Here is a 14882-nt window from a genome sequence, read left to right as displayed (position 1 = left end):
AGATTCCGGAGAGCACGTGTCAGAAGCAGTCCAGCCCTTCTCCCCTGCGTTTCGCGGCTACAACCGCGAAGAAGTAGACGACCGGATCGGAACTCTCACCGGTCACATCAGCGCACTCCAGTCACACATCGAGTCGCTGCAGTCGGCCCACCAGCAGGCGACCGGGGTGGGGCAGGAGCAGCGGCAGCTGATCGCGGAGCTCCAGGAGCAGGTTGCGGAGCTCGGCGCGAGCGGGTATTCGGGACTCGGACTCCGTGTGGAGAAGAGCCTGCAGGTCGCCGAGGATCACGCCCAGCGTCTCATGGCCCAGGCCGACCTCGACGCGGAAAAGCTGCGCCGCACCACCGAGGAGGAGAGCACGCGGGTGCTCGCCTCCGCGCAGACCCGGGCAGACGAGCTCCTGCGGTCGGCATCCGAGCAGGCCGAGACCCTCATCACCGGGGCCCGCACTGACGCCGCGCAGCAAGACGCTGCAGCGAACGCCGAGCGCGAACGCCTGCTCGAGGAAGCGACGCACACGGCAGAGCTCACCCGGAGCTCCGCCGAACGCGAGGCCGGGGTGGCGCGCGAGAGCGCCCACCGCGAGGCACAGGCGGCACTCGCTGCCGCGCAGGCCGAGGCCGAGCGCGTCACCGCAGAGGCACAGTCCGCCGCCGAGGAGCTCCGCGCGCAGACCGAGCAGCACGCCGTTTCGCTTGCGCGCCAGCAGGAGGAGAGCGAGCGCGAGGCCGAGCTGGAGCGGGCACGCCTGGTCCGTGAGGGCGAGCGCGCGCGCACCGAGTTCGAGGCGAAGCGCCAGCGCGAGGAGTCGGAGCTCGAGGAGCGATTCACCGAGCGCACACGCGAGCTTGAGGCCGGGCTCGACGCGCAGCGGCGCGCGCTCACCACCGAGATGGAGACGCTTCGCGGGCGGATCGCGCAGGAGCGCGCGGAGCACGACGAGGCGCTGCACACCGAGCGCGAGCAGCACGATCGTCGGATTGCCTTCGAGCAGCAGACCCACCTCGATCGCAGCGCGCAGGAGCGGTCCGAGCACGAGGCCACGATCACGCGTGAGCTCGAGGCGCACCAGGCAGAGCTCGCGACCCTGACGGACCAGGCCGCGCGCGAACAGGAACGCATCACCGCCCGGGCGACGCAGGAGCGCGCCGACGAGCGCGCCCAGCTCGACAGCGAGCTTGCGGCAAGCCGCGAGCAGCAGGAACTTCAGCTCGGCGGTGAGCTCACCGCGCACCGCGACCGGATCTCCTCGGAGCGCGAGGCGCACGACACGCAGCTCGCCACCGAGCGCGACGTGCACGACACGCAGCTCGCTGCGGAGCGTGAGTCGCACGACAACTCGCTGCGCGCCGCGATCGTGGCGCACGAGGCGAGCATGCGCGACGAGCGCGACGCTCACGAAACGCGGATCGCCGCCGAGCTGTCTGAGCACCAGCTTCGGATCGCCACCGAGTCCGACGCCCACGAGACGCGTCTCAGCAGCGAGCTCGGGGCCCACCAGCTCACGATCGCGGCCGAGCGGGAGGCCCACGAAGCCGGGATTGCCAGCGAGCGCGCCGAGCACGAGGCCCGCATCGCCGCCGAGCGCGCCGAGCACGAGGCCCGCATCGCTGCCGAGCGCGAGGAGCACGAGACCGCGATCGACTCGGAGCTGCAGGCGCACACGCAGGCTCTCGCGTCCGAGCGCACGACCCAGGACGACGCGCTCGCAAGCGAGCTCGCCGCGCACACCGAGCGGATCGCCACCGAACGCGCTGCGCACGAGCAGCGCATTGGTTCCGAGCTCGCGAGCCACCAGGACCGCCTCATCTCCGAGTGGGAGAGCCACCGCACGCAGATCGACGCCGAGCGCGGCGTCCACGAGCAGGAGCTGCGCGACGAGCGCGATCGCGCCGCGACCGAGCAGGCGCGCGGATTCGCGGAGCACGAGGCCCGCATCACCGACGCGACAACCGTGCAGAACGAGCGCCTCGCCGCGCAGCTGAGCGCACACGAGCAGCGGATCGCCGACGAGCAGGCGGCCGAAACCGAGCGGATGCGAATCTCGCGGGAGGAAGCTGCCGAGGCACTCGGGCTCGAGCGCGAGGAACTGGAGCTGCAGATCGAGCGTGAGCGCGCGAGGCTCGACACGGATCTCGCCCGCGAGCGCGCCGAGCACGATCGCCAGATCGCAGCCGAGGTGGCGCAGCACACCGAGGAGCTGCGCACGCAGCGCGAGGCTCAGGAAGCGGCAATCGCCCGCGAGGTCGCCGCGCTGCGCGCCACGGTCACCGAGGAGACCGACCTGCTGCGCGCCGACACGGTCGCCGAACTCGCGGAGTACCGCGGCGCAGAGGAGGGGCAGCTCGCCGCGCTGCGCACTGCGGCTGAGGATGCGGCACGTCAGCTGCGCGAGCAGATCGACACCGATACCCGCAACTTTGCGCTGCACGCGTCCGAGCAGCGCGAGACCCTCGAGCAGGATCTCGCCACGCGGCAGCGCGAGGCCGCGGAGGCCTCGCAGCGCGAGGTCGCCGCGGCGACCGCGGAGCTGTCGGAGCTGCGCACTCAGCTCGACGCGGCCCGCGCCGAGTACGAGACGATCACCCGCAACGCGGCGCAGGACGCCCGCAACGCCCGCGCTGTCGCCGAGCGCCAGGCCGCGGAGATCGTGCTGGAGGCCGAGCAGCGCGCACAGACCACGTTCGCGGCGGCCGAGGATCGCGCCTCGAAGGTACTTGCCGCCGCAGAGGACCGCATGACGCAGCTGAAGGTGGAGCGCGGCGCTGTGGCGCGCTACTTCGAGAGCCTCGGCGAGGTCATCACAAACGCGCAGAAGATGAGCACCGTGGCTGGCCGCCTCGTCGACGCGCCCGTCGCCGATGGGGTCACGGCCTCCGCGGCCCCGGACGCGCAGGCGGCCGCGGCGCAGCCCGCACCCGAGCAGTAGTAGCCCCGCGGGCGGCACACCGGCCGGGAGCACCCACACCAGCAGCACCCCGTCGCGGCACTCGCCGCGGCGGGGTGCTGTGTTCTGAGAGGATTGAACCATGACACTCACAGCTGCAGCAGACGGATCCGCCCTCGGGAACCCAGGACCCGCTGGCTGGGCCTGGGTCGTCGACGCGCAGCAGTGGCGCGCCGGGGGCTGGCCGCGCGCGACGAACAACCAGGGCGAGCTCATGGCGGTGCTCGACCTACTGCTCGCCACGGCCGACCGCGCGCCCGAGCCACTGCACATTCTCTGTGACAGCCAGTACGTGATCAACTCGGTGACGAAGTGGATGCCGGGGTGGAAACGGAAGGGCTGGCGCAAGGCCGATGGCAAGCCGGTACTCAACCGGGAGCTGCTCGAACGCATTGACGCCGCCCTCGTGGGCCGCACGGTGACGTTTGAGTGGGTTAAGGGCCACGCCGGCCACCCGCTCAACGAGGCCGCCGACGATCGCGCCCGCGCGGCCGCGACGGCGTTCCAGGCTGGCCGCGCGCCAGACGAGGGGCCCGGGCTCGCTGGCGCTGCCACTGCGCCGAGCGCGACCGTCGACGTCGATCCCGCGGAACCGGCGGCTCCCACGCTGTTCTAGGCGCGGCGCTCCCCCCCACCCGCCGGGTTCGAGTGCGGGCCGGAGCGAGACGGGTGTCTCGGGTGCGGGTGGGCGAAGCGACGCGGATCCGCCTGGCCCTCAGATCGCCCCGACTCGCAGACGCGCTACGCGAGCCGCCAGCAGTGTGCGTGGTAGTGCCGGCGCTCGCGAACTGCGGCGTCATCGCCAAACATGTGCTCTGCCGACCACGCAACGAGGTGCGCTTGCCCGGCCGGAATGGCGAGGCCGCAGTCGGGGCAGCGATACACCTTCTCGGCGCGCTGCGCAGAGATCTCGCGCACGAACCACTCGCGGCCCCGCCGAGTCTGCCTGCGCGCCCCGCCGTTCGCGAGTCGCGTGACGTCGGGGAGCTCGCTCGAGTGCGCGCGTCGGTGCTTACGGGGCATAGTGTCCCCGGATCACCACCAGTGGTTCGCGGTCCAGAACGCGTACGCCTGAGCCCAGCTGCCGTAGCGACCCACGGCGTAGCCGTTCGCCCAGGTGAGGTTGTCCACCGGGTCGTAGCCGTTGCCCGGCACCTTGCTGCACGGCAGTGCCTGGATGAGGCCGCACGCTCCCGAACTCGCGTTCGTGGCGTTCGGGTTCCAGGTGCTCTCCTTGGAGGCGATGAAGTCGACGTATCCCCAGTCGGCCTCGGCGATGCCCGCGGCGGCCATCCACTCGGCTGGCGATCCGCCGCCCGAGTACTTCGGCGGCGCGCCAGCGTCGACGCTCGGCTGCCCGGCGGCCGCGGCCGCCTTCGCGGCTTCGGCGGCCTTCGCAGCGGCCTCGGCCTCCTGCTTCTTGCGCACCTCTTCCGGGTCCGGCAGTTCCACGACGGGGATCTCGGCGTAGACGAGGTCGGCCGTCTCGGTCTCGTTCGGCGTGAACTCCTGGTGGATGCGCTCCTGGAAGGCGAGCGTGTCCACGTCCGCTTGGGCGCTGGGAAGCGCGAACGGTGCGATCACTGCCGCACCGAGGAAGCCCGCGACAGCGAGCCCGGCGACGGGTGCGCGAAAACGCGACCAGCGGGAGACGGATTTGGTATTCACAGAAGCCACAATGTAACGATCTTATCTCAGCGAGCGGATTCGGACAACGGCAGACGCAAAGTCGGCGTTCAGGTGCGGCACGCGCCGCGTCAGCGCGTCGCCAGGATGAGCTCGACCACGCCGTCGAGTAGCGCGTCGACCTGGTCTTCGTCGTAGCCACGCCACTGCGAGTGGAACACCACGTCGCGCACTTCAGCGGGCTTCAGGGCGAGCTCGCGCCGCTCGAACATCTCGGAGACGCGGTCGAGGAACGCGTCAACCTGCGAGCGGCGGTACCCCGTGGCGAACAGGCCGCGCCGGCGAAACCGGCGACCCCGCGGTCGCTGAATGCGGCCGCGCACCTCGGAGAGCAGCGCACGGGTCTCGTCCCACCACGCGTCCTCGCCGGCGGCTCGGACCTTCGCCCGGCGCTCACGCTCAAAGAACACCTCTTCGAGGCGATCGAGCGCCGCGTCGACGTAGCGGGTCGCGTACCCACCGCGCTTCACTTGGAACGCCGTGTGCCGCACCTCGGCAGCAGTCATCCCCGCACCAGCGGTGTCGGCCCCCTCGTACGAGGCTCGCGCGCGCGCCAAGAACTCATCAACCTGCTCGGGCGCGTACCCCGGGTGTGAGCCGGACGCGAGTGGGAACGATGTGTGCACCGCACCATTCTGCCCCGCGCCGCGGCGGGCTTGCTGTGAACGCGCGCCCATCAGACCACTCCGAGGAAGAGCGCGACGCCGTACACGCCGACGGCGGACGGCAGCAGCGAGTCGAGCCGGTCGAGGAATCCGCCGTGACCCGGGATCCAACTACTCATGTCTTTCACTCCGAGGTTGCGTTTGATCAAAGACTCGGTGAGGTCACCGCCCGTCGCGGTGAGGAGCACCACGAGGCCGAGGATGATGCCCACCCACCAGGGCTGCTGCAGCGCGAACACCGAGACGGTCACCCCCACGACGGCCGCGAGCACCGCTGCGCCGAAGAAGCCCTCCCAGGTCTTGTTCGGGCTGATTCGCGGGGTCATCTTGTGTTTGCCCAGCGTCACGCCTGCCGCGTACGCGCCGACATCGACCGAGACGACGATCACGACGAGCGCGAACACCCACCACTCACCGCGCTCCGGAGCGACCAGCAGCACGGTGAACGATGCGAGGAACGCCACGTACACGAGCGTGAAGAGCCCCGAGAATACATCTCGAATGAGCGTGCGCGGGGGCGTCTCCCATGCGGGGAACAGGCCCTCGACCAGGCGCCACAGCGTCAACAGCGCCGAACCGGCGAACAGCCCGACGAGCATGCCCTCGGCACCCCAGAAGAACGCGCCACCCACAATAATGAGGCCGCCGAGGACCACGCCGACGCGCGGCACCCGGCGCCCGGACACGCGGAACGCGGAGGCGAGCTCCACGAGAGCGACCGCGACCACGACCGCGACCAGCGCAACGAACACCTGCTTCACGAGCAGCAGGCTCGCGAGGAACACTCCCCCGAACACTAGCCCCGACAGGATCGCGAAGAAGAGGTTGCGACCGGCGCGCGCCTCAATGCGAGCGTTCGTCGCCTCGAGCTGCGCGCGCGTCGTCTCGAGCGCGCTCCGCAGCTCGTCCCGCTTCTCCGCCCCTGACACGCGGCTCAGACCTCCAGCAGCTCGGCTTCTTTGCGCTTCAGCGCATCATCGATCTGCTCGATGAACTGCTTGGTGACCGCCTCGAGCTCCTTCTCGGCGCGCGCGACGTCGTCTTCACCGAGCTCGCTCTTGAGCGCTTCGAGGTCGTCCTTGCCCTGACGGCGCACGTTGCGGATCGCGACGCGCGCGTCTTCCGCACGGCCCTTCACGATCTTGACGAACTCCTTGCGGCGCTCCTCCGTGAGGTCGGGCAGGGTGACGCGGATCACGGTGCCGTCGTTCGACGGGTTTGCGCCGAGGTTTGGCATGTCGCGGATCGCCTGCTCGATGTCCTTCATCGCACCCTTGTCGTAGGGGGTGATGAGGAGGCTGCGTGCGTCCTGGTTCTGCACCGACGCGAGCTGCGGGAGCGGCGTCGGGGTGCCGTAGTAGTCGACCTGCAGATTCTGCAGCAGGGCCGGAGTCGCGCGACCGGTACGCACCGAGGCGAAGCCGTCCTTTGCGGACTCGACCGCGCCGTTCATGCGGTCCTTGATGTCGACGAAGACCTCTTCGATCACGGTGCTCTCCTTTGTGTTGCCGAACTTGTTCAAGCTTAGCGGTGTACCAGGGTCCCGAGCTTCTCGCCCCGGATCGCGGCGGTGACATTCCCGGCCGGTTCCATGCCAAACACCCGCATCGGCATCCCGTTGTCCATGCACAGGCTGAACGCGGTCGAGTCGACCACCTTCAGCCCCTGGACGAGTGCCTCGCCGTAGCTGATGTCTCGGATGAGCGTCGCGCTCGGATCCTTCGCGGGATCGGCGGTGTAGACGCCGTCGACGCCGTTCTTCGCGACGAGCACCTCGTCGGCGTGAATTTCGAGCGCGCGCTGTGCCGAGACCGTGTCCGTCGAGAAGTACGGCAGTCCGGCGCCGGCGCCGAAGATCACGACGCGGCCCTTCTCCAGGTGACGCACCGCGCGGAGGGGAATGTAGGTCTCAGCGACCTGGGTCATGGTGATCGCCGACTGCACGCGGCTAGACACGCCGGCCTGCTCCAGGAAGTCCTGGAGCGCGAGGGCGTTCATCACGGTGCCCAGCATGCCCATGTAGTCGGCTCGCGCGCGGTCCATGCCGCGCTGCGACAGCTCGGCGCCGCGGAAGAAGTTACCGCCGCCGACGACGACAGCGACCTCGGCGTGCTCCATCGCGGCCGCGATCTCGCGGGCGATCTGGCTCACCACGTCGGGGTTCACGCCGAGCGTGCCCCCGCCGAACGCCTCTCCGGAGAGCTTCAGCAGAACTCGACGCTTACGATCTGCGGTCTCGGTCATGTGGATCTCCTTCGTGCGGCGCGGATAGTGAAAAACTGTGTGGCCTCGACTGAGGCAATGATAGTGCGGACATGCCACGGGACCCGGACCAAAATGGCCCGGGTCCCGTGAACACTCGCTAGGCTCCGACCTTGCTGCGCGCGAAGCCGGTGACCGTGATGCCGGCCGCGTCAGCGACCTTCTTCACGTCGCGCTTCTCGTCATCAAGTGCGTGCACCTGCTCGCCGAGCACGACCTGCTTGAAGAACGCGTTCAGACGTCCCTCAACGATCTTCGGCAGAGCGGCCTCGGGCTTGCCCTCGTTCTTCGAGATCTCGGTGACGATCTCGCGCTCCTTCTCGACGTCAGCGGAGGGAACTTCCTCGCGCGTCACGTAGAGCGGGTCTGCGAACGAGATGTGGCGGGCGATGCTGAGTGCAGCATCTGCGCCGTCGCCCTCGTACCCAACGACCACGCCGATCTGCGGCGGCAGATCCTTCGAGGTCTGGTGCAGGTACACCGAGGTCGCGGGCGCCTCGATGCGGGTCACCTTGCGGAGCACGATGCGCTCGCCGATGATCGCGGACTCGTCTGCGATCACGTCTGCAACGGTCTTGCCGTCGGCGGGGGCCGCGAGGGCCTCCTCCGCGGTCGACGCGTTTGCGGCGACGATCGCGTCGAGCACGCGCTCGGCCAGGGCGATGAACTTCTCGTTCTTCGCAACGAAGTCGGTCTCGCAAACGAGCTCGATCATCGTGGCGGCACCCTCGCTCTGACGAACCGCGACGAGACCCTCGCTCGCCTCGCGGTCGCCGCGCTTGGCAACACCCTTCAGGCCCTTGAGACGCAGGATCTCAATCGCCTTCTCGATGTCGCCCTCAGCCTCGACGAGTGCGTTCTTGCTGTCGAGCATGCCGGCGCCGAGACGCTCGCGCAGCTCCTTCACAGCAGCCATGCTTACTGCAGCCATGTGTGACTCCTTCTGAGTGGTTCAGTGACTAACGGGGAACCGAATTACTCGGCAGCCGGTGCGGCGGCCTCGGTCGCCTCAGCGGCCGGTGCCTCAGCAGCCTCGGCGGCGGGCGCCTCAGCAGCGGCTTCGGTTGACTCAGCGGCGGGCGCCTCGGTTGCCTCAGCGGCGGGTGCGTCTGCGTTCAGCAGCTCAACTTCCCACTCGGCGAGCGGCTCAGCAGCAGCCTCGCCAGCCTCGGGCTTCTGGTGACGCTCCATGAGGCCCTCGGCGATCGCGTCAGCGATCACGCGGGTGAGGAGTGCAACGGAGCGGATCGCGTCGTCGTTACCCGGGATCGGGTAGGTGACCTCGTCGGGATCGCAGTTCGTGTCGAGGATCGCGATCACGGGGATACCCAGCTTCTTCGCCTCGTCAATCGCGAGGTGCTCCTTCTTGGTGTCGACCACCCAGAGCGCCGAAGGGGTCTTGCCCATGTTGCGGATGCCGCCGAGCGACTTCTGCAGCTTGTCGAGCTCGCGCTTCTTGAGCAGGAGCTCCTTCTTGGTGAAGCCGCTCGTGGTGCCCTCGAAGTCGAGCTGCTCGAGCTCCTTCATGCGCTCCAGGCGGCCCGTGACCGTCTGGAAGTTCGTGAGGAGGCCGCCGAGCCAGCGCTGGTTCACGTAGGGCTGGTTCACGCGGGTCGCCTGCTCGGCAACCGCTTCCTGAGCCTGCTTCTTCGTGCCAACGAAAAGAATGTTGCCACCGCGTGCAACGGTCTGCTTCACGAACTCGTACGCCGAGTCGATGTAGCCGAGCGACTGCTGCAGGTCGATGATGTAGATGCCCGAGCGCTCGGTGAAGATGAAGCGCTTCATCTTCGGGTTCCAGCGGCGGGTCTGGTGTCCAAAGTGAACGCCGCTGTCGAGCAGCTGGCGCATGGTTACAACGGCCATTGCCGTCTCCTGTTCTGCGCACCACAATAGGCGCGCGCTTTCGGTTGTGTTCGGTCGCGAGTGCGACCAGATCCTGGTGCCCTCGGGCCCCGCCGCTTTGTTCCAGAGAACGAAAGACCGATGGCGGCGCTCCGATGAGTGGGCACGCGAAGTCACCTCTTTCGAGGTGCGTCGACCAGTGTATCACCAGGACCGGCAGTGTTTCGTGCAGCGACGCTCCGGGACTCGCTCCGGGATTCGCTCCGGGCCTCGCTCCGGTATTCGCTCCGTCCGCCGCGGCTCGCCCCGCGCTCACAGCCCGGGAAACGGTGGAATCCAGCCCGACTTTTCCCCAGCACGGTAGTCGGCCCCGGCGTTCGCGGGCGCCGCGGGCAGAGTAGCGTCCATGCGCCATCCTCTCACCGGCTCCCCGGCCGCCCGCCGCACGCACGCACGCGGCTCGGCCGCCACCCTTGCCACGGTAGCGACTGTGCTCGCGCTCGCGCCGGGCGTGCCCTCGCCGGGCAGCGCGGCGCGCGTGGCCGCGCAGGACGCCCGGTGGTGGCCGCCGCTCGCCGGCCAGCTCGTGGTGTCCGGGCCCTATGCTGCCCCGCCCACGCCCTACACCGCGGGGCACCGGGGCATCGATATGCCGGCGCTGCCGGGCGCCACGGCGAGCGCGCCCGCTACCGGCACCGTCGAGTTCGTCGGACGCGTCGTGGATCGAGACACGGTCACCGTGCGGGTCGACGCGGAGACCGTGTACTCACTCGAACCGGTGACGAGTCACCTCGCTGTCGGCGACCAGATCGCACGGGGCGGCGCGCTGGGGACCGTGTCGGATGGCGGGCACTGCGCCGACGAGTGCGTCCATCTCGGGGTGCGCGTGGCCGGCGAGTACGTCTCCCCCATGCGGTACCTGCTCGGGGCACCGATCCTGCTCCCCTGGGGCGAGCATGAGTCCCCCGGGTAGAGCGCGCCCGGCATGGGCTGGGCCAGGGTCGGGCGGGGCGGGAACGGGCGGGGCGGAGTGGGGATCCGGGCGGGGCAGGATCGGGCCGGGGCGGGTCACGGTACGGGTGGGCCGTCGGCGCTGTCAGGCGCGCGGGTGGGCCTGCCGGTAGCGTTCGGCGAGGCGCTCCGTGGACACGTGCGTGTAGACCTGGGTGCTCGCGAGGCTCGAGTGCCCAAGCATCTCCTGTACCACGCGCAGGTCAGCCCCGCCGTTGAGGAGGTGGGTTGCTGCGGTATGGCGAAGAGTGTGCGGCCCGCTGGGCCCGCTGCCGGGTTCTTGCGCGAGCTCGCGTGAGACGAGCCGGTAGACGGCGCTCTGCGTGAGCGGGTCGCCCTGGTTGCCGAGGAACAGCTGGGGATACTTTGGGGCGCGGTCTGGTTCGGCGGCGAGCGCCCCGGAGCGCGCGCGTTCGGGGCGGCTCCGGTCAGCACTGCGCGCAGAGAGCACCGGGCGGGCGCGTTCAAGGTACGTGTCGAGTGCCCTGGCCGCGGGCCCGCCGAAGGGGACGACGCGCTCTTTTCCGCCCTTGCCGAGGACGCGGACGGTCCGTTCGCGTCGGTCGAGGTTCGCGAGCGTGATCCCGCAGAGTTCTGAGACGCGCAGGGCGGTGGCGTAGAGGAGTTCGAGTACCGCGTGGTCGCGTCCCGCTTCCGGGTCTCCCCCGGCTTCTGGGTCTCCCCCGGCGGCGCGGCGGCCTACCCGGTCGAGGATGCGGCTGATCTGCTCGTCTCCGAGCACCCGCGGGAGTGCGCGCGGGGCTTTGGGCGTGCGCAGGCGCGAGGCCGGGTTGCCGGGGAGCAGGCCACCCCGTTCGATCCAGGTTCCGAACGATTTGAGCGTGGCGACGTTTCGCGCGATGGTGCTCGCGGCAAGTCCCCGCTGCTGTCGGTCCCAGAGCCAGGCGCGCATCAGTTCGAGGTCGCAGTGCTCCAGCGTGGGGGTTCCCGTGCGCTCGGCGAACTCGGTGAAGTCTTGGAGGTCTCTCCGGTAGGCGCGCACGGTGTGCTCCGAGTACCCGTACTCTGCGCGGACGGCGGTGATGAACGCCGCGGTCGCCGCTTCAAGGTGCATGCCCTCATTCTCGCCGCTGCAGGGCCCACTCGTCGCCTTCGGGGCCCGGCGTTTCGCCTTGGGCGACGTGTCCGAGGAGAGCGAGCTCGGCGAGCGCCCCGCGCGCCTCGGCGAGCTCCACCCCGGCCCGGCGCGCTACCTCCGCGGTGCTGCGGCGCCCGCGCAGCGGGAGGGCGTCGATGATTCTGCGATGAAGCGGGGGCTGCCGCGCGGACCCGGCTGGTGGCGCATCGCCTCCGGCGGGTCCCTCCCCGGGGAGCCCTGCCCGCGGAAGTTCGAGGAGTTCCCGGAGTTCCTCTTCGTTTGTGACGAGGTCCGCCCCGTATTCGCGGAGGAGGAGGTGGCACCCCGAGGATGCGGCACTGGTGATCGGCCCAGGCACGGCGCCGAGGGGGCGGCCGAGTGCGGCCGCGTGCCCCGCCGTGTTGAGCGATCCGGATCTCAGCCCTGCCTCGGTGACGAGGGTTGCCCGCGCGAGCGCCGCGATCAGTCGGTTCCGCTGCAGAAAACGCCACCGCGTGGGTGCGGCGCCGGGCACGAGCTCCGAGCACACGGCCCCGGTTGCCGCGATCCGTTCCAGGAGTGTTCGGTGCGCGCTGGGGTAGCTCCGGTCTGCCCCGCCGGCCAGTACCGCGATGGTGGGGTGCGCTGCGGCGAGCGCGGCGCGGTGCGCGGCCGCGTCGATTCCATATGCTGCGCCGGAGACGACGGTGACACCGGCGGCACCGGCGGCGCTCGCGAGTTCGGCGGTGATGTGCGCCCCGTACCCGGTGCAGGCTCGCGCCCCGACGATCGCGAGTTTGGGCGCGGCGAGGCGTGCGGGGTGTCCGCGGACCCACAGAGCGAGTGGCGCGTGGGCCCCGAGGTCGTTGAGCGCGACGGGCCAGGCGGGGGTCTCCGGGGTGAGAATACGCATCTGCCCGGCGATTCCACGGTCGAGGTCGGCGAGGCACGCTGCCCGGTCAAGGCGGGGCACCCAGCGGCGCACTCCAGCGGCGACGGCGCGCTCGTCGAGGTCGTTCGCTCCGGCAGCCCGCGCCCGGTCACAGATGGCGCGCCCGCTCCGTCCCGCGACCAGGAGCGACAGGAGTGGTGCTGCGCCGAGCGCGGCGATGAGCGTGCCCGCGACCGCGTCGCCGGGCTCGACCAGTCGCGCCCAGACGAGTCGCGCGAGCAGGGCTTCGGCTCGCTCCGGGGAGATGTCGCCCTCGGACTCCCCCGCTGCCCAGGTGGGAGAGACGGGCGGTTCCCCGGGAGGCGTTTCGGGCGCCGCCTCGGATGGCGCTTCGGATGGTGCTTCGGGCGGCGAGGTCAGGATGCGCAGCCGCTCCCGGAACTCGGGGTCGGCGCCGAGTCCCTGCACGTCGCCCCTCATGTCCCCACTCCGTTTCGGAGCACCAGCGCCTGCGCAATATCGTCGCGCCGTGGGCGCTCGCGTCCCGCGAGGTCCGCGATGGTCCAGGCAACCCTGAGCGCTCGGTCGTAGCCGCGGAGCGTGAGTGAGCCCCGGGCGAGCGCCCCGTCGAGCACCGCGGTGTCTGCCCGGGACAGCTGCTGCCCGGGGGCGCGGAGCCAGCGCCCGGGTACCTCGGCGTTGACGCGCCACGGGGTGCCCCGCAGCCGGTCGGCGGCGCGCGCTCTCGCTCGCCGCACGCTCCGCTGCAGCGTGGCGCTGCTCGGTGGCCCGTGTTCTGGGTCTGCGCGGTGCACGCGGGACACCCGGTGAAGCGCGAGCCGCAGGTCAATGCGATCGGCGAGCGGCCCCGAGACTCGGTGCTGGTACTTCACACGCGCACTGGGGGTGCATCTGCACTCGAGCGCGGTGTCGGGCGACCCGGCGTTGCCGCACGGGCACGGGTTCGCCGCGAGCACGAGCTGTACCCGGGCCGGCAGCGTGGTGCGAATCTGGGAGCGATGAATCTCTACGGTGCCGGTTTCGAGTGGCTGCCGGAGCGCGTCGAGGACCGCGCGGGGGAACTCGGGCGCTTCGTCCATCAGAAGCACCCCGTGGTGGGCGCGCGTCACGGCTCCAGGCCGCACGATGTTCCCGGTGCCGACGCCGATGATGGCGGCGGCCGAGGCTGTGTGGTGCGGGCTCTCGAGCGGTGGCCGGCGGACGAGCTCGGTCAGCGGCCGCCCGCCCAGGGACGCGATGCTGCTCACTTCGAGCGCCTCGGCATCGGTGAGTTCCGGGAGCAGCGTCGGCAACCGCGTCGCCAGCAGCGTCTTTCCGGCCCCGGGCGGCCCCACGAGTGACAGGTGGTGCCGCCCCGCTGCGGCGATGACGAGTGCCTGCACGGCGTCTGCCTGGCCAATGATTTCCGAGATGTCCCCCAGGTGGGCCGCTGCTGCCCCGTCGGGGCCCGACCCGCTCACCGCGCGGTCGCGTGGCGCCGCGGGGGTGACGATCCGGTGCGGCGGGCAGCCCTCTCGGTACCAGGCAACCGCCTCCGCGAGGGTCCCCACCGCGATGACCTCGATGTCCGGGACCAGCGCGGCCTCAGCGCCGCAGGCCGCGGGCACCATCACGCGCTGAAATCCAAGACGCTGCGCGGCAACCACCGCGGACAACAGCCCCGCCGGGCGGCGCAGCTCGCCACCGAGGCTGAGTTCACCCAGGTGAGCGATGTGCGGAAGGTGCGTTGCGGGGAGCCGCCTCGACGCCGCCAGCGCTGCGAGCGCGATTGCGAGGTCGAACCCCGCCCCGTGCTTGGGGAGCGCCGCGGGGCTCAGGTTCACGGTGAGGAACCGGTTCGTGAGCGCGATCCCCGCTTGAGACGTGGCGGTGCGAACGCGAAGCTTTGCCTCCGCGAGTGCCGCATCCGGGAGGCCGATGATGGTCATCCCGGGGAGCTGCTGGGATACCGCGGCCTCGACCGTCACCGCGGTCCCGTGCAGCCCGGTAAGCGCGACCGCGGAGGCCCGACAGACCTCGTCCCCGCTCACGAGACGCCCCGCAGATGATCGAGGAGGGGCTCTTGCCCGGGGCGGATCGTGATGCCGATCGCGTCGATCCGGAGCCGAGCCCCGCGCGCCCGGTTCGTGCGCGACCACTCAAAGAGGAGCCGACGGAGGCGTGCGACCTTGCGCGCGGTGATCGCGGTGAGTGGATCGCCGTACCCCGCGCCGGCACGGGTCTTCACCTCGACCGCGACGAGTGTGTCGCCGTCGCACACAACGAGATCGAGTTCGCCGTAAGCGCTGTGCCAATTGCGCGCGAGCACACGGCAGCCGCGCTTGGCGAGGTAATCGGCAGCGATCGCCTCGCCTCGGGCCCCGAGCGTTCGGTTCTCGTGCTCGTGTTCGTGCGCTTGGTGCGCCGTGGCTCCCCGCCGAGGGGTGGGTGATTCTGGTGCGCGGTTCATGTGAACACCTCCTGCCGATATCTTCG

The 14882-nt window shown here is 70.4% G+C and carries 15 protein-coding genes; 3 read left to right on the top strand and 12 right to left on the bottom strand.

Translation table 11 applies throughout. From position 1 onward, the window contains the following. The first annotated feature begins 16 nt into the window (after positions 1–16). The gene (locus EV139_RS10410; RefSeq protein WP_130454267.1) at positions 17–2929 is read left to right on the top strand and encodes a hypothetical protein; all 2913 of its coding nucleotides are present in this window, start codon (positions 17–19) and stop codon (positions 2927–2929) included. Positions 2930–3029: 100 nt separating this feature from the next. Beyond that, positions 3030–3563 carry a ribonuclease H family protein gene (locus EV139_RS10405; RefSeq protein WP_130454266.1) on the top strand — a complete coding sequence of 178 codons (534 nt, stop codon included), beginning with the start codon at positions 3030–3032 and terminating at the stop codon, positions 3561–3563. Positions 3564–3688: 125 nt separating this feature from the next. On the opposite strand, the gene EV139_RS10400 is transcribed toward EV139_RS10405, so the two are convergent. From EV139_RS10400 to rpsB, 8 genes are all read right to left on the bottom strand, one after another. Then, on the bottom strand, positions 3689–3970 hold the full coding sequence (locus tag EV139_RS10400; RefSeq protein WP_130454265.1) for an ATP/GTP-binding protein: 282 nt from the start codon (positions 3968–3970) through the stop codon (positions 3689–3691). A 12-nt stretch (positions 3971–3982) separates the two neighbouring features. After that, entirely contained in the window at positions 3983–4615 is a 633-nt protein-coding gene (locus tag EV139_RS10395; RefSeq protein WP_130454264.1) for an aggregation-promoting factor C-terminal-like domain-containing protein, read from the bottom strand. An 89-nt stretch (positions 4616–4704) separates the two neighbouring features. Then, positions 4705–5259: a DivIVA domain-containing protein gene (locus EV139_RS10390; protein ID WP_241989023.1), complete on the bottom strand. Its 555-nt coding sequence runs from the start codon at positions 5257–5259 to the stop codon at positions 4705–4707. A 50-nt stretch (positions 5260–5309) separates the two neighbouring features. Further along, positions 5310–6227 (bottom strand): phosphatidate cytidylyltransferase, encoded by a 918-nt coding sequence (locus tag EV139_RS10385; RefSeq protein ID WP_130454262.1) that lies wholly within the window; start codon positions 6225–6227, stop codon positions 5310–5312. Between the two features lie 5 nt (positions 6228–6232). Continuing rightward, positions 6233–6787: a ribosome recycling factor gene (gene frr / locus EV139_RS10380; protein ID WP_130454261.1), complete on the bottom strand. Its 555-nt coding sequence runs from the start codon at positions 6785–6787 to the stop codon at positions 6233–6235. A gap of 35 nt (positions 6788–6822) precedes the next feature. After that, positions 6823–7542, bottom strand: a complete 720-nt coding sequence (pyrH, locus tag EV139_RS10375; RefSeq protein ID WP_130454260.1) for a UMP kinase — start codon at positions 7540–7542, stop codon at positions 6823–6825. A 118-nt stretch (positions 7543–7660) separates the two neighbouring features. Then, positions 7661–8491: a translation elongation factor Ts gene (gene tsf / locus EV139_RS10370; protein ID WP_130454259.1), complete on the bottom strand. Its 831-nt coding sequence runs from the start codon at positions 8489–8491 to the stop codon at positions 7661–7663. A gap of 44 nt (positions 8492–8535) precedes the next feature. Further along, positions 8536–9426, bottom strand: coding sequence for a 30S ribosomal protein S2 (gene rpsB / locus EV139_RS10365; RefSeq protein ID WP_130454258.1), 891 nt, complete (start codon positions 9424–9426; stop codon positions 8536–8538). A gap of 385 nt (positions 9427–9811) precedes the next feature. Here rpsB and EV139_RS10360 point away from each other — a divergent pair, with 385 nt between their 5' ends. After that, a complete protein-coding gene (locus EV139_RS10360) occupies positions 9812–10378 on the top strand; it encodes a peptidoglycan DD-metalloendopeptidase family protein (protein WP_130454257.1) in 567 nt (188 codons plus the stop codon). Positions 10379–10501: 123 nt separating this feature from the next. Here EV139_RS10360 and EV139_RS10355 read toward each other — a convergent pair whose 3' ends face one another. From EV139_RS10355 to EV139_RS10340, 4 genes are read right to left on the bottom strand one after another with little or no spacing between them, the layout of a single operon-like run. After that, on the bottom strand, positions 10502–11491 hold the full coding sequence (locus EV139_RS10355; protein WP_130454256.1) for a tyrosine recombinase XerC: 990 nt from the start codon (positions 11489–11491) through the stop codon (positions 10502–10504). Between the two features lie 4 nt (positions 11492–11495). Beyond that, the gene (gene dprA, locus EV139_RS10350) at positions 11496–12866 is read right to left on the bottom strand and encodes a DNA-processing protein DprA (RefSeq protein WP_130454255.1); all 1371 of its coding nucleotides are present in this window, start codon (positions 12864–12866) and stop codon (positions 11496–11498) included. Further along, a complete protein-coding gene (locus EV139_RS10345) occupies positions 12863–14437 on the bottom strand; it encodes a YifB family Mg chelatase-like AAA ATPase (protein ID WP_130454254.1) in 1575 nt (524 codons plus the stop codon). Before EV139_RS10345 ends, dprA begins: the two co-directional genes overlap by 4 nt. Further along, a complete protein-coding gene (locus tag EV139_RS10340) occupies positions 14434–14856 on the bottom strand; it encodes a YraN family protein (RefSeq protein WP_130454253.1) in 423 nt (140 codons plus the stop codon). The genes EV139_RS10345 and EV139_RS10340 overlap by 4 nt, the downstream gene beginning before the upstream one ends. Positions 14857–14882: the final 26 nt, after the last annotated feature.

The sequence above is a fragment of the Leucobacter luti genome, assembly GCF_004217175.1.
GTDB classification, from domain to species: Bacteria; Actinomycetota; Actinomycetes; order Actinomycetales; family Microbacteriaceae; genus Leucobacter; species Leucobacter luti.
This window is presented reverse-complemented; position numbering and strand designations above follow the sequence as displayed.